This window comes from Gordonia soli NBRC 108243, from assembly GCF_000334455.1.
GTDB lineage: Bacteria > Actinomycetota > Actinomycetes > Mycobacteriales > Mycobacteriaceae > Gordonia > Gordonia soli.
In genome coordinates, this window is sequence record NZ_BANX01000015.1 from 13,596 (window position 1) to 28,205 (window position 14,610).

12 protein-coding genes and 4 tRNA genes are annotated in these 14,610 nt (G+C 67.1%); 2 read left to right on the forward strand and 14 right to left on the reverse strand.

Translation table 11 applies throughout. From position 1 onward, the window contains the following. Positions 1–101: 101 nt before the first annotated feature. The 6 genes from GS4_RS10850 to GS4_RS10875 all read right to left on the reverse strand — a co-directional run bounded on the left by GS4_RS10850 (position 102) and on the right by GS4_RS10875 (position 6,178). Positions 102–929 carry an SDR family NAD(P)-dependent oxidoreductase gene (locus tag GS4_RS10850; protein WP_007620461.1) on the reverse strand — a complete coding sequence of 276 codons (828 nt, stop codon included), beginning with the start codon at positions 927–929 and terminating at the stop codon, positions 102–104. Beyond that, on the reverse strand, positions 926–2,362 hold the full coding sequence (locus GS4_RS10855; protein WP_007620463.1) for an MFS transporter: 1,437 nt from the start codon (positions 2,360–2,362) through the stop codon (positions 926–928). Before GS4_RS10855 ends, GS4_RS10850 begins: the two co-directional genes overlap by 4 nt. 69 nt (positions 2,363–2,431) lie before the next feature. Then, positions 2,432–3,118, reverse strand: coding sequence for an HAD family hydrolase (locus tag GS4_RS10860; RefSeq protein WP_007620465.1), 687 nt, complete (start codon positions 3,116–3,118; stop codon positions 2,432–2,434). Continuing rightward, on the reverse strand, positions 3,115–4,038 hold the full coding sequence (locus GS4_RS10865) for a phosphotriesterase family protein (protein WP_007620466.1): 924 nt from the start codon (positions 4,036–4,038) through the stop codon (positions 3,115–3,117). The genes GS4_RS10860 and GS4_RS10865 overlap by 4 nt, the downstream gene beginning before the upstream one ends. A gap of 50 nt (positions 4,039–4,088) precedes the next feature. Then, on the reverse strand, positions 4,089–5,642 hold the full coding sequence (locus tag GS4_RS10870; protein ID WP_007620468.1) for a xylulokinase: 1,554 nt from the start codon (positions 5,640–5,642) through the stop codon (positions 4,089–4,091). Then, positions 5,639–6,178 carry a hypothetical protein gene (locus GS4_RS10875; protein WP_007620470.1) on the reverse strand — a complete coding sequence of 180 codons (540 nt, stop codon included), beginning with the start codon at positions 6,176–6,178 and terminating at the stop codon, positions 5,639–5,641. The genes GS4_RS10870 and GS4_RS10875 overlap by 4 nt, the downstream gene beginning before the upstream one ends. A 204-nt stretch (positions 6,179–6,382) precedes the next feature. Between GS4_RS10875 and GS4_RS10880 the strand changes: the two genes are divergently transcribed. Further along, positions 6,383–7,174: an IclR family transcriptional regulator gene (locus GS4_RS10880; protein ID WP_007620477.1), complete on the forward strand. Its 792-nt coding sequence runs from the start codon at positions 6,383–6,385 to the stop codon at positions 7,172–7,174. 180 nt (positions 7,175–7,354) lie between these two features. Here GS4_RS10880 and GS4_RS10885 read toward each other — a convergent pair. From GS4_RS10885 to GS4_RS10920, 8 genes are all read right to left on the reverse strand, one after another. Beyond that, positions 7,355–7,428: transfer RNA gene (locus tag GS4_RS10885), tRNA-Phe, on the reverse strand. Positions 7,429–7,467: 39 nt separating this feature from the next. Continuing rightward, positions 7,468–7,541, reverse strand: a tRNA-Asp gene (locus GS4_RS10890). Between the two features lie 45 nt (positions 7,542–7,586). Next, positions 7,587–7,659, reverse strand: a tRNA-Glu gene (locus GS4_RS10895). A 283-nt stretch (positions 7,660–7,942) separates the two neighbouring features. Next, positions 7,943–8,015 (reverse strand) — tRNA-Lys (locus GS4_RS10900). 285 nt (positions 8,016–8,300) lie between these two features. Beyond that, entirely contained in the window at positions 8,301–10,424 is a 2,124-nt protein-coding gene (locus GS4_RS10905; protein ID WP_007620479.1) for a hypothetical protein, read from the reverse strand. 75 nt (positions 10,425–10,499) lie between these two features. Beyond that, positions 10,500–11,741, reverse strand: a complete 1,242-nt coding sequence (locus GS4_RS10910; RefSeq protein ID WP_007620481.1) for an ATP-grasp domain-containing protein — start codon at positions 11,739–11,741, stop codon at positions 10,500–10,502. Positions 11,742–11,870: 129 nt separating this feature from the next. Then, on the reverse strand, positions 11,871–12,758 hold the full coding sequence (locus GS4_RS10915; protein WP_007620483.1) for an alpha/beta fold hydrolase: 888 nt from the start codon (positions 12,756–12,758) through the stop codon (positions 11,871–11,873). 108 nt (positions 12,759–12,866) lie between these two features. Beyond that, entirely contained in the window at positions 12,867–13,532 is a 666-nt protein-coding gene (locus tag GS4_RS10920; protein ID WP_007620485.1) for an HAD family hydrolase, read from the reverse strand. 153 nt (positions 13,533–13,685) lie between these two features. Here GS4_RS10920 and GS4_RS10925 point away from each other — a divergent pair, with 153 nt between their 5' ends. Further along, the gene (locus tag GS4_RS10925; RefSeq protein WP_040510276.1) at positions 13,686–14,594 is read left to right on the forward strand and encodes an alpha/beta fold hydrolase; all 909 of its coding nucleotides are present in this window, start codon (positions 13,686–13,688) and stop codon (positions 14,592–14,594) included. Positions 14,595–14,610: the final 16 nt, after the last annotated feature.

Below are 14,610 nucleotides of genomic sequence, written 5' to 3' on the forward strand. Positions count from 1 at the left end.
AATCGGGCGTCCGTCGATCGCCCGATCGACATCACCTGCATCGGTGATGACGACGGGGCTCGATTCCGACTGTCCGGTAGTAGATCTGGTTCCCGTCGGAGTCATCGAAGGCCCTCCTGAGTTCCCGACGAATCGGGAGTGTGCGCGCGGCCGGAGACACCTGTGAACTCAGACGAGTGGAAGGTGCCGTCGATGGTGATGCCGCCGTCGACCCGCAGCACGATGCCGGTGACGAAGGAGGCATCCGCCGAGGCGAGGAATGATGCGGCGGAGGCGATCTCGTCAGGACTCCCGAAGCGCCGCAGCGGCGTACGCTCGAGGAGCCGATCCTCGTCGAGAACCCCCGACTCGAGACCGGAGCGCATCATGCCGGTGTCGATGTAGCCCGGTGCCACTGCGTTGACCCTGATCCCGAACGGTCCCCACTCGGCGGCCAACGTGCGGGTGAGACCGGTGACGCCGGACTTCGCCGCCGTGTAGGCCAGCCGATGCGGTAGGCCGAGGGTCGAGCCCACGGAGGCCAGGTTGATGATCGACCCATTGGACGAGTCCCGAAGGAGCCCGAATGCCTGTCGGCTGCAGCGCATCGTCCCGCCCAGATGGACGTCCAGTTCACGTTGCCACCCGTGGGAGTCGATCTCCTCGGCGTTGCTCCGGGAGATGATGCCCGCGTTGTTGATCAGGACGTCGAGTCGACCGAACTGTCGAGCCAGCGTGTCGACTCCCCGTCGCACGGACTCGTCGTCGGTCACGTCGATCACCAGGGCGGTACCCGACACCTCCGCCGCGGCTTGATCGGACCGGCCGGCGTCGACGTCGGCGACCACCACCTCGAAACCGTCGGCGCGCAGGCGACGTGCCATCGCGAGGCCGAGCCCCTGTCCGCCACCGGTTATCAGCGCGACAGGTGATGTCGTCCGGGGCGTCATCGGCCCGACACCTCTCGCACCGCCATGTCTCCCTCCGCGGCACCGACGTCGTTGGAGTCGGTCGACGTGTCGAACGGTTCCCAGCGGATCAGCATGCAGATCGCCGCGCCGACGAGGGGTACCGCCACGAAGATGGTGATGGTGGTGGACAGGCCGAGCGACTCCGACATCCGCGGGAAGGCGTAGAGACCGACGATGCCGCCGATGCTCTGCGAGATCGTGGCCAACTGCCCTCCGCGACCACGCAGATCGGAGGGATACGCCATGGCCGCCATCGTCAGTCCCGACACACCGGGGCCGGCCGAGTGGAAGAAGATGAACAGGGCGGGCACCGCGAATGCCAGTGCTATCGGGAGGGAATCGAAGAACACACCCAACACCAGGATCGTCGTCGCGACGAGGAGGAAGCCGTACTTGGCCGCCCCGTTCGCGCCCAGCTTGGCGGCGACCCAGATCGACGCGACGCCACCGACGATGCCGAACAGGTTGAACACGATGGACCCGAACGTGGCCTCACCGAAGTCGTCCCCGAACAGGCTGAGAGCGATGACCGGCAGATAGTAGGCGACGGCGTAGTACTGCAGGGCCTGCATCATCGTCACGACATTGGCCAAGACTGTCCGTGCGCGGAACCGCACGCTGAACAAATCGGTGAACCGACGTTCCTTCTTCGGCTCGGTGATCGCGGCCTCGAGACGACCTGTCGGATACGACGCGTCGATGCCGTACATCCGCTTCAACGACTTCGTGAGATCAGTCAGCCGATTCTTCTTCGCCAGCCACCGTGGGCTGTCGGGCATGAGGACGAACTGGGCGATCGCGACGACGAAAGCAAAGATCGCGGCGGTCACGAGGCCCCAGCGCCAGATGTCCAGGCCGACGTCGAGGTGGTACAAGCCGAGCACGATCGCGAGTGCGACGACGGTCGAGATGTACCACTGAGCCTGCCAGAAGTTGAGCAGATACTGGCGCTTCTTCGGCAGGTTCTCCGACAGGTAGGCCATCGCGACGCCGAGATCGACGCCGTAGGCCGCACCGGCGATGCAACGGGCGAGCACCAGCATCGCGAAACTCGGTGCGGCAGCCATCATCAACGCGGCGATCACCGCGACGATCTTTGCGAACACCATGATCTTCACGCGACCATAGCGGTCGGCGAGCAGGCCGCAGGTGGCGGCCGCGACGAGCGTGGCGATGTAGCCGTACGCACTCACCAGACCGACACCGTTGGCATCGAGTCCCAGCTGCTCGCTCATGGGTGCGGTGCCCGAGCTCAGGACGGCGAGGAAGTAGGCCTCGAAGGCGATCCCGGCGAGACCGAGAATCAACATCACCTTGTGTCGACGGGTTCTGATGTCCTCGGAGTCGACCAGGTCATCGACCTCGGCGACCGAGGTCAACGCCCGATTTCGGGCAGGGAGTACTTGGGTCATGATGATTCCGTTCCGGTGAGCGCCCACTCCCAGGGTGGACGAGATCGTGAGATATGCTGCGGCGCAGCGTCAGACGAGGTGGAGCAATTCAGGAAGAGTGGTCAGCAGATGATCGGGCCGATGGTCGACCAGGGTGGCGGTGCCGTAGTAGCCGTAGGCGGCGCCCATGGTCCCGGTCCCCGCGGCTGCGCCGGCCAGGACGTCCTGTGGTCCGTCGCCGACATACCAGCTGTGGGCGGGGTCGAGTCCGGCACGTTCGAGTCCGAGCAGGACGGGTGCCGGATGGGGTTTGCGTTCTGCGGTGTCATCGGCGGTGACGACGGTCGCGAAGGTGGCCGGATCGATCCCGAGATGATCGAAGTCGGTCGACACCCGGCTCATCCGCTTGTTCGTGACGATCCCGACCGTGATCCCCCGCTCGGTCAGAGCCGAGAGCGTCTCGCGCAGACCGGGGTACGGCGTAACCCTGCGGAAGGCATCTGAGGTGTAGTGGCGTCCGTAGGCTCGCTCGAGCTCGAGCGGATCCTCGTCGGCGAAGCGCGCGAAGATCTCCGGCGGCCGTGGTGCCATGATCGCACTCGGATCCTCGAGTTCGGCGGGCAGCGGACGTCCGAGCTCGTTCTCGAACGTCGCGCGGTAGGACTCGATGATGGCGTACCGCGAGTCGATGAGTGTCCCGTCGAGGTCGAACAGCACTCCGCGGGTGGGCAGGTGGGTGCGCGTCGACGAGGTCGACACCGTGATCGGCGAAGTCATGCCGACACCTCGGCCGGCGTGAACGCGAAGAATTCCCGAGGATTCGTCACCAGCACCTGCTCGGCGATGTCTGCCGAGAGCCGCTCGCGGATCTGCTTGAGGAGGCCGGCGAAGCCGGGACCACCGCCATGGTGCGGTTGGTAGGAGGGTCTACCGAGATCGCCCGAGACCATCACCCGCGTGAACCCCTCGGCGAAGAGCCGTTCCACGTACTCGACGCGGAGCTCGTCAGAGGGATACTTGGGCTTGGTCCAGTGGTCGAAGCCCAGCCACACGCCCGTCTGCGCGACCTCGCGCAGGTAGCCGTAGTCGAGGTTGCGGTCGAGGTGCCCGATCAGCACTTTGGCGGGGTCGACCCCGAGGTCCGCGAATCCGTTGGCCTGCAATGTTCCCAGCGTCCCGGCTTGGCAGTGGGTCGAGATGGGCGCGCCGGTCACGAGGTGGGCTCGGGCGACGGCCCGCTGGACCTTCCGCTCGTCGTCCCGGATCTCGTCGGTCCGGCAGGTGCCGAACTTGATGACGCCGGCACGGGCAGGTGTGCCGTCGACACCCGACTCGACATCGGCGATGAACCGGGCGGCGATCTCGTCGATGCTCTCGATGGTCACCGTCTCCGGGTAGTAGATGCCCTTCTGATAACCACTGGCACTGACGATGTGGACTCCGGACGCCTCGGCGACGGCGAGCAGTCCCGCGGCGTTGCGACCGTAGTCGTGAGTGGTCATCTCGATCAGGGCACCGCCGCCCAGGCCGTCGAAGTCGGCGACTTCACCGATTGCGGCGTCGACCTTGTCGAGCACCATGTCGCTGTCCTTCGTCTGCGCCCACAGGGGTGGGTTGGTGAAGAGGTGCTCGTGACACAGCGTCACGCCCAGCTGGTCCGGGGCGATGTCGCCGAGCACTGTCCTGATGACGGTCACGGGGTCTCCGTTTCGCGATGGGATGTGGGGATTTCGGTGTCGGAACGGGATCAGGCGGAGGCGAGGGCGTCGACGGCTCGGGCGCTCGCCGCCCACACCTCGCGGAGCGGGTCGAGGACCGCGCGGTACGTGTTGAAGGCCTGGTCGTAGATCGCGGCCGCGGTCGGATCCGGTTCGTGCATGCGTCCGGCGCGGACCATCCGTGCGGTCGCCGAGTCGAGATCAGGAAAGTGGCCGGTCGCCACGGCCGCCAGCATCGCGGCGCCCAGGGCCCCGGACTCCGGGACATCGGGCGCGACGATCGTCTTCTGGAGGACGTCGGCGACGATCTGACTCCACTCGACGCTGCGTGCCCCGCCGCCGGTGAGCCGGATCTCGTCGATCTGCACGGGCATCGCCGCGTAGCAGTCACGCACCGACAGCGCGGTCCCCTCCATCACGGCACGGACCATCTCGGCAGGCGTGGTGTCGCGACGCAGACCCACGAAACTGCCGCGGGCGTTGACGTCGAGGAACGGCGCGGTGGCACCCGCGGTGTTGAGGTACGGGTGGAAGATCAGTCCGCGACAACCGGGTTCGGCGGCGCGGGCGAAGTCGGCGACCACGGCGCCCAGCGTGGTCGCGCCGGTGGCGATCTGCTCGACCTCGGTCGGGCAGAACGTGGCGATGACCCAGTCGAGGCACAGCGTCCCTCCGCCGGAGTTGGTGATCTGCCGCTGCCAGCGGTTCTCCGGCATGAGGAAGCCGAAGCCGACGCCGGCCGGTTGCAGCACGGGGTGGTCGGTCGAGGTGCCGTTCATCAGACTCGTGCCGATGGTCGTCACGGCCTGACCGTCGTGTGCGGCGCCGATCCCGATCATGTTCGCGGTTGCGTCACCCGTACCCGCGCAGACCGGCGTCCCGACGGGGAGTCCGGTCTCCGCCGCCGCGGCGGCGGTCACGGTCCCGAGGAGTCCGTCGCTCACGCCGACAACGGGCAGGCGGTCGGACATCTCCTCGATACCGAACGCCGTGAAGAAGGCCTCGGACCTGCGGCGTCCACGGAAGTCGCAGGGCGCGAACGAGAGATCCGACTCCTCCGTCGCGATCACTCCGGTGAGACGAAAGTTCACGTAATCCTTCGCCATGAAGAAGTGGCGGATGCGTCGGTAGCGGCCCGGATCGTGTCGCTTCACCCACGCGAGGAGCGGATACGGCGTGCCGGGGATGAGCGCATTGCCACTGAGCTCGAACAGCGCGTCGAGTTCCCCGCGGTCGCCGACCTCGTCGAGGATCGCGGTCGCCCGCGCGTCCGGCCAGCAGATGGCCGGACCGACCGGATCACCTGCCTCGTCGAGCGTCCACAACCCACCCATGTGGCCGGTGACCCCGACCGCGGCGATCGTCGTCTCCGGTCCGAGCGCCGAGACCACCGTGCGCAGCGTGCCCGCCACCGCTTGCCACGTCGTCTCCGGATCCTCCTCGTGCCGACCGGCTCCGGGGTAGCTGCACGGCGTTCGTGCGCCGCAGTCCGCGACCAGCTCGCCGGTGGCGAGATCGACCGCAATCGACTTGAGGGAGCTGGTGCCTTTGTCGATGCCGATGACGACGGATCGGCGGCTCATCGGACCGACTCCCGCGCGGTGAGTGCAACGACGCGGACCACATCGTCGATCTCCGTACCGACCTCCGACGACTCCTCCGGCGCCCGGCTACCACCGGCGACCGGGATGCCGAGGTCGGCCAGGCGCTCGACGAGGGCGTCGGCACCCGGATGGTCGGAGTCGACGACGATTGCGCCCTCGAACATGTTGTCCCGCAGCGTGCGCGCGATCGCGACGGACAGACCGGTCCACACCGCGGCAAGGATCTCGGTCGGCGCGGTCTGGTAGGAGAGGCCGACGAGTACATCACGCCCGCCGGCGACCGTGTAGACAACGCGGGAGGGTGCGGTCGACCACGCGGAGACGGTTCCGGCGAAGTCGGCAGCGAGTGCGATGGCAGCCTCGGGGGCGAAGCGCTCGACCATCGAGTCGAGGACGCCCCACCCGGGAACCGGGACCGTTTGCTCTGCGCCGGACGCGGTGCGGCCGGCGGCCGTGGACGGTCCGTCGGTCGGCAGGGTCAGCACTGTCACAGAGGGTGCCGTGTCGATGTCCATCACCTCTACACCTTGACTCGGTGTCCGGAATCCGGATAGCGTGTGCGCCATACGGAACACTTGCACGGGTCGGTGCCATGTGTCAACCATCACATCACGTGCCGGAGTGTGGCTGTCGACTCGGACGACCGTCCGACAACGGATGATCGCACCGATGACGACTCCGTCGAATACCGTTGGCATACAGGACAACCAGGAGATCTCGTGACCACAGCAGCCGGACCGGGCGAGCTCGACCCCAAGAACCACATCGCCTCGATCATCAAGGCGACGACCGTGCTGGAGGCGTTCAAGGGGGATCGCACCGAGCTGTCGTTGGCCGAGCTGATGAAGAAATGTGGCTACAGCAGGACCACCATGTACCGGATCCTCAGCACGCTCGAGGTCGCCGGATGGGTGGAGCGGACGCGGTCGGCCGACTACCGGCTGACTTTGCGTGTCTTCGAGCTCGGGTCCGCCGTGCTCGGCAGCTTCGACCTGCGGACCGAGGCCAGTCATGTGATGTCGGAGCTGGCCGCGCGCTTCGACGAACACGTGTACCTGCTCGTGCCGGACGGCGCGCGTGCAGTCTGTCTCGACCTGATCGAGAGCAGCCAGCCGATCCGGGTGATGGTGCTGACTGTCGGGCGCTCGCTGCCGCTGTATCTCGGCGGCGCGCCGATCGCGCTGCTGGCGGAGCTGGAGGAGACCGCACTCCCCCAGGTCCTCGGCGCCGGCCCGATGCTCACGCCATCCGGCGAGGAGATCACCGAGGCGCAACTGCGGTCGCGGCTGACCGAGATCCGCAAGCGTGGCTACTCGATCAGCGTAGGCGATGTGACACCCGGGGTCGCCGCGCTCGGCGCCTGCATCCACGACCGCAAGGGTCACGCAGTAGCCGCGCTCAGCGTCGGCGGACTGTCGGCGGACATGTCCGACACCCGCCAGACCGAAATGGCACAGGCCCTGATGGACGGCGCACGTACCGTGTCGAGAAGGCTGGGCTTCGTCGGCTGAACTGCCCGCATACGCGAGCACTCCACAGATCACGCAATCCCGCCTGAGATCGTGCCGGCAGCCTGACTGTGCAATGCCGCTGTGAACTCACCCGCCTTCCGGGACGAACTTCTACGGATTCGGGGTGCGGAACCAGAAAAGCGGCCCTCCGGAGAGGACCGCTTCGCTCTGACTCGATTGTGGCCAGAGTCGGGATCGAACCGACGACCTTCCGCTTTTCAGGCGGACGCTCGTACCAACTGAGCTACCTGGCCGGACGGCACCGGAAACCGAATGCCAATCGCAATCTCTTGCGACCCTGACGGGACTCGAACCCGCGACCTCCGCCGTGACAGGGCGGCGCGCTAACCAACTGCGCCACAGGGCCATGTTCTGTTGTACTTCTGGTGCCCACCCCGGTAAGGGGCAAACGTACCCCCTACGGGATTCGAACCCGCGCTACCGCCTTGAAAGGGCGGCGTCCTAGGCCGCTAGACGAAGGGGGCCGGTTCTCCGTTGGGAGCTACGTTAGCTTAGGGCACGCGCGTCGGAAACCTCAAATCGGCAGGTCAGGCGCAGATTCGGCGATGATCGGTCACTCGAGGGACGGCACAGGTCGGTCGCCGGCTCGATGGTCGATCGACCCATTGGTCACCGCGTCGATCATCGACGCGATGCCGTCGTGAGGAACCGATACCCACAGTCGGATCGGATGAACGCATCGGCTCAACGGAACTGTCCGTCGCCGTGACCTCGAGGTCCCACTGTGCCCCCGCGGTGCGCCCGCTGTGCCCCCACCAGGGCTCGAACCTGGGACCTGCGGATTAAAAGTCCGTAGCTCTACCAACTGAGCTATAGGGGCCGTGCCGGGGAACCTCCCGCGGCCACGCCAGTTTACAAGCCGGACGCCGGTGTCCGAACCCCGGGCCGTTCGGACCACTCGCCGGATCGGCCGCCGCGGATGACGAACGGGCGCACGACGACCCACCAGACGCGAACGATCCCCGGGGCTGCACATTCTCAACCCCGGGGATCTGACCCGACAAACTCCGCGGCGCTCATCACAGGCTGATGATCGGCTACCCGTGTCCGTGGACGTGAAACCTGCTGCGGTGGTCGAATCCACACCGGCATCGCACTGGCCGACTCAGGTCAGGCGGTCGACTCCCCAGCTGCGCCCGATGTGCCCGACAATCCGTTCCACCGCATCGACGGGGACCTGGTCGGCGGCACCGTCCTCGAGTGGGTCGGCGTGGAAGATGTAGAGCCGGGATGCGAACTGCTCGAACGGCAACGAGCCCTCGCCAGGGCGTTCACCGTTGCCCGCGGTACCGACGACTACGTCGTCACCCCAGTCCTGACCACTGTCGTTGTTCGGGTTGTAGAAGTAGACGCGGATGACACCGTTCGGGTCGGCCGCGACGCGCAGGATGGTGATCGCGTGCCACCCGACATATCGGGCCGCGCTGTCGGTGAACGCGATGCCGGCCGGTTGCGGGTGGATCAGCGGCTGATTCCCGTTGTAGTCGGGGTGATAGGCCGCGTAGAACTGCCGGATGAAGTCGTCGATGTCGATGATCTTGCCGGTCTCGACGTCGACGTTGATGCGGAAGCCGCGCGCCGACCACCAGCCGTGGAACTCTGGGTTCACCCATCGGTGCGGGTCGCCGGCGCGATCTGCACAGCGTCGCACCATCTCTGCATAGATCCGGTCGAGATGCGGAACCACGAGCAGTGACACCGCATCGAGGTCGATGGGATCGGCGGTGGCCACTCCCCCGACGCTCTCCACCGACGAGATCGGCTGGCCCTCGAAGTGGGCGATGACCTCGTCGTCGCGCGCCGCCCAGGCGACCACCTGCAGCAGGTAGTCGGGATCGTTGTAGGCCCACATCGACAACGCGCGGGCCGACTGGCAGGTCGGGTTGTCACCCTGACCGACCCCCAGTGGCTGGCCGAGCATCGACAGGATTCCGCCCAGCAGCAGCGATTCGGGTGCGACGGCGGGACCGAACCCGGAGTGCAGCCGTTCGCGGACGCGAGGTGACAGTCGCAGCACCAGCTGTCGCCACAGCGAGGGCACCACCGGGGGTTGATGCAAGATGCCGCGGTCGAGCAGCAGCGCCAGTCCGTAGAGACTCTGCGGGCTCTGCGGCAGCACGGCCTCGATGATCAACTGATGCACCAGTTCCGGGTAGCGGAGAAGGGAGTTGCGGCCCACCTCCGACAACCCCAGCGCCTCGGGCAGGAGGTACACGTTGTCCTCCACCAGGAAACGCACCAGCGCAGCGTGATACGGCGAGACCAAGCCGGTGTCGTGCATCGCCCGGGCAAAGCCGCGCGCCTCGAATTCCAGGCCCTCGGCGTCCATCGCGGACACCCGCGACAAATACGTGTCGATGCCCGGGTCCTCACGCGAGGCCTCGGTCGGACCGAACAGCGCCGTCGTGAGCCGGTCGAGACCCTGTGCCGCCGAGCCGAGATCGACGTCGGATGCGCTGCGGTGGATCGCGATGCGGGTGACCATCGCCTTCACGTGATCGACCTGGATGGGTCGTTGACGCAGGATCCGCCAGATCTCCTCGACCAGGCCCTCGAGCATGCTGTCGTAACCCAGTTCGTCGACGAGGTAGGCGAACAGGTCGCGGATCAGGGACGCGGTGCGTCCCTGGCGAATCCGCTCCGACTCCGACGGCGGCGCCAGCAGGAGGTCGAGATTCATGGCCAGCACCTGGGAGAGGAACCGGCGCGCATCCTCGGCCGACAGATCTTCTCGGTGATGGTCGCCGGTTGCGATCGCGAGGATGCGCAGCTCACTCGTCGCCTCGAGCAGCACCGTGTCGGTACGGTCACTGCGCAGACTCGGACCGGCGAGCGTCGGTACGAGGATGCTGGGCTGGTCCCAATCCGAACCGGAGAACACCCCGGCATCCTCCAGTGCCGCAGCGCGTTCACGGACCGCTGCGGGGCCGCCGTCCTGCAGCAACACCCGACGCAGGGCATCGAGCACACGTCGCAGTTTGCTCGGCCTGGTGTACTCCGGCGCGTCGCGCATCGCGGCGACGGCATGGTCGAGCTGCTCGACCCGCGAGGCCAGGGCGCGGTCGCTCGCACCGTCCTCCGGCCCGAACCGATCGGCCCGGGATGCGTCCACCTGAGCGGCGCGGTGCGCCTCGGACGTGTCCGTCGGGGCCGCACCGATCGGACCACCGTCGACCGGTGCCCCGTCCGTCGCCGCCCCGTCCGTTGAAGCCCCCTCCGCTGAAGCCACTGGCAACCCTGCTGTCCTCACCGTTCACGCGGACCGCGCGGTTCGCGGTCCACCGACTAGCCGTACCTCATCGCATCACACGTAGAAGTCGAGTTCTTCCTGACTCTTCAGGAGGTCCCGCATGCGATACGGATCCTCGCCGAAGAAGTACAGCAGACCCCAGTGTGTACCGAATGCCGTGCGTTTGGTGACCGTCTCCTCCAGCGGCGGGGCGAGATCGTTGGTCTCGTAGTAGTCGTCGTCTGCCGTGACCTCGGGGATCTCCAGGTTCGACACCACCCGCCGACGCGGGTAGACGCCGAAACATCCGGCGACACCGGCCGCGTCGACCACCTCGCGGGGGAAGAACGCGTCGATCTCCTCCTCGGTGGTCTTGGGGTCGAAGGAGAGCACCAGCGCCTGGTAGGCATTGAAGCCGTACGCGCGCTCGAGCAGCTCGAAGACCTTGAAACCCGGTGGCCGGTAGGCGACCTCGCCGAAGTACATCTCACCGTCGTTGGTGACGAAGTACTCCGGATGCACGAATCCGAAGTCGATGTCGAAGGTCTTGATCAGCTTCTCGATCTGCGCGGTGATCTGCGGGCGGTACTTCTCGAGTTCCGGTGTGGCCGGGACGAACACCGAGTAGCCGAGAGTGACGTACTCCGAGATGTTCAGGAACTTGATCTTGCCGTTGTGAATCCACGCCTCGACGGCGAATTCCCAACCGTCCAGGTGCGATTCCATCAACACCGGGAACTCCTCGTCCGGTATCGAGTCGACCTCGTCCGGAGTGCGGATGACGCGGTGTCCGAGGCAGCCGGCCTTGTCGAATGCCTTGAGGTGGATCGGATCATTCGGGTCGCCGTCGAGTTTGAGCAGCGTCTGGTTCACCCGACGGAGGAAGCGGATCACGTCCTCGCGGTCGTGCGCCTCCTCGAAGATGCCGACCCGGATTCCGCCGAGCTGGGCACGACGCTTCATCAACGCCTTGTCGCGCAACAACATCGCCTGGCCGAAGAGCCGCGGGTTGTTGAGCAGGACGGCGTTGATCGCGCCTGCCCACTCGACCGTCTCCTCGAACAGCGGTATCGCGACGTCGACGCCCTTCTCGCGCAACGTCTCGGCGATCTCCAGGGATCGATCGTTCAGCCGCTCGAAGTTCCACGGCAGGTACGGGATGTCGTGCTCGGTGCAGTACTCCTCGGCCCAATCGGGCGCCACCACCACGTACCGGCGGTCGAATCGATCCAGCGCCTCGATCGCGCTCAGACTCCAGCCGAGTAACGCCACATACCCCTTCTCGGGGTCCTTCGGGGTCTTCGCAGGCTCCGCCATGCATGTCCTTTCGCTGGTCGTGCGCGGTTCATGCGTCGTCGTATCGCGCATCGCGCGGCACGGTTCCTCGAAGCCACCGTACATACACGCCGACGACCCGGGGCGGCGCGCGTCGTCGGCCGACCGGTGTCAGACGACCGTGACCTGCGCGGTCACGTGATCGACGGCATCGCCGAAAGGCCCCACGAACCGCTCGGCGCCGATGACGCAACAGGCATGTCCACCCTGTACGTCGAACCTTCGGGCACCGGGGATGCCATCCAGCAACAACTCCTGGCGGGCGGGCTCGACCACCCGATCGTGCACCGACACGACGACGGCGGTCGGCACATCGATCTCGGCCAGCCAGTCGCGCGAGTCGAAACGGCCCAGCCCGTCGCCGAAGGTCCCGAGTTCGGCGAGGGACGTGGAGAAGAACTGGCGTAGCGCCCACACCGATGTGTGGCCGGATGTGTCGTCCAGTCCGGGGCCGGTGACCCGCGGGATGAGACGACGAGCAGCCTGCAGCCGGCGGCCGGTGCGATGTGCGCTCGCGAGGTTGTCCGGATCGCGCGTGCTGAAATACGGTCCGGTGGAGCAGAGTACGAGACCGCGGACCCGATCGGGGTGCCGCTGCCACGCCAGCTGCGCGATCCCGCCACCCATCGAGAAGCCCGCGGCGGTGAAGGTCGGGACACCGAGCTGATCGGCGACCGCGATGACGTCGTCGGCGCAATCGGTGAGGTCGAAGACGTCCGACCGGATGCCACGCCCGTGCCAGCGCTGATCCATGGTGATGACGCGGTAGCGGTCGGTGAGCTCCGGGATGGTCGGATACCAGCACAGCAGACCGGTGGTCAGCACCGAATGCATCAGGAAGACGACGGGTGCGTCACGCGGCCCGTCGTCCACCACGAAGGTGGTCCCCCGACCGGGCAGTTCCAGCGCGCGACCGGTGGGCAGATCACCGACCGGATAGGGCGCGGCGACATGGCGCACGGCGCGCAGCGCGGACGCGTAGACGTCTCGGACACTCACCCTGACGACGCTACGCGAGATCGGGCGACATCGGACGGCCGTCGCGGCTGGAGCAGGGTGAGCTCCGGGGCGGGAACGGCCCTGGTCGTCGGCCCTGCTGCCCGAGCGTCAGACATCGAGGGCCTCGTCGAGGTGGGCGAGCAGGTCGGCCGGGTCGTCATAGACCACCGCCGCCCCGGCGTCGGCGAGTTCGTCGGCGCCGATACCGCCCGCGCGCACGCCGACCGAGCGGACGCCGATCTTGGTGGCGGCGATCGCATCCCACGTGGCATCGCCCACCATCACGGCCTCCGCAGGGTCGACCCCTGCGCGCTCGACCGCGATCGCGACGACGGTCGCATCGGGCTTGGCCGTGTCGACGTCGTCGCCCGAGGTCACGGCGTAGACGTGCTCCTCGACGTCGAGCAGATCGCGCAGGATCTCCAACTCCTCCGGTGGCGCCGATGTCGCGAGCACCACTCGGAGTCCGCGTCCGGCCACCGCTGACAGCAGCTCACGCGCCGAGGGCAACACGTCGAGGCGTGATGCGTCGGCCAGGTAGAGGCGGGAGTGCCGTTCGGAGGCGTCGTCGGCGACCTGCTGGTCGAATCCACCGTGGTCGGTCATCAGGTCGTGGACGAGCAGGCTGCCGTCCTTGCCGATCTGTCGATGGATCTCTGCGGCCGGTACGGTGCGGCCCACCTCGGCGAATGCGCGCTGCCACGAGCCGACATGGGCGTAGACGGAATCGACCAGGGTGCCGTCGATGTCGAACAGAACCGCGGAGATGGCCATGACGAACTCCTCACGTCGCCGGGCGTCGCAACGGGCTGTACGACGGGGAGGGTTCCAGGCTAGGTGAATCGGGCCCCACCGACCGGGCCGTAGCGATCGCCGAAACGGCCGGATTGTGATCCGGGCTACATGTCGGCATGCCATGCTCGGATGATGATCGACATCGACCGGCCGAAGATCGAGGGTTCGGTTGCCGTCGGCGACGGTCGCCGGATCGGGTTCGCCGAATTCGGCTCCGCCACCGGACGGGCGGTGTTCTGGCTGCACGGCACCCCCGGTGCCCGCCGCCAGATCCCGACCGAGGCACGCCACTTCGCCGCCGACCACGCAATTCGCATCATCGGCCTCGACCGGCCGGGTGTCGGATCGTCGACGCCCTATGCCTACGCCGACGTCGCGGCCTTCGCCGACGACCTGATCACCGTCGCGGACGCACTGGGTATCGACGCGTTCGCGATCATCGGGCTGTCCGGCGGCGGGCCGTATGCGCTGGGTGTCGCGCACAGTCATCCCGACCGCGTGGTCGCGGCGGGCATCCTGGGCGGTGTCGCGCCGACCGTCGGACCCGATGCCATCGCCGGCGGGGCGATGCGGTTGGCGGCCTTCAGTGCGCCGGTGCTGAACATCGCGGGTGCACCGATCGGCAAGGCGCTGAGCTCTGTCCTGCGCGTGGCCCGGCCGGTCGCCGACCCCGCGATCAGCATCTACGGCCGCCTGTCACCGCAGGGCGATCGAGAGCTGTTGGCACGGCCCGAGGTGAAGGCGATGTTCCTCGACGACCTGCTGCACGGCGGTGGTCGACGGATGGAGGCGCCACTCGCCGACATCGTGGTCTTCGCGCGGGACTGGGGTTTCCGGGTGCCGGAGGTGACGACGCCGGTGCGCTGGTGGCACGGCGACCGTGACCACATCATCCCGTTCGCGCACGGGGAGCACATGGTGGACATGCTGCCTGACGCGAAACTGTTCACGATGCACGGTGAGAGTCATCTGGGCGGGCTCGGGATGGCCGTGGACATCCTCACCGAGTTGATGACCATCTGGGAGCAGCAGGACGCCTAGCGCACGATCGACGAAC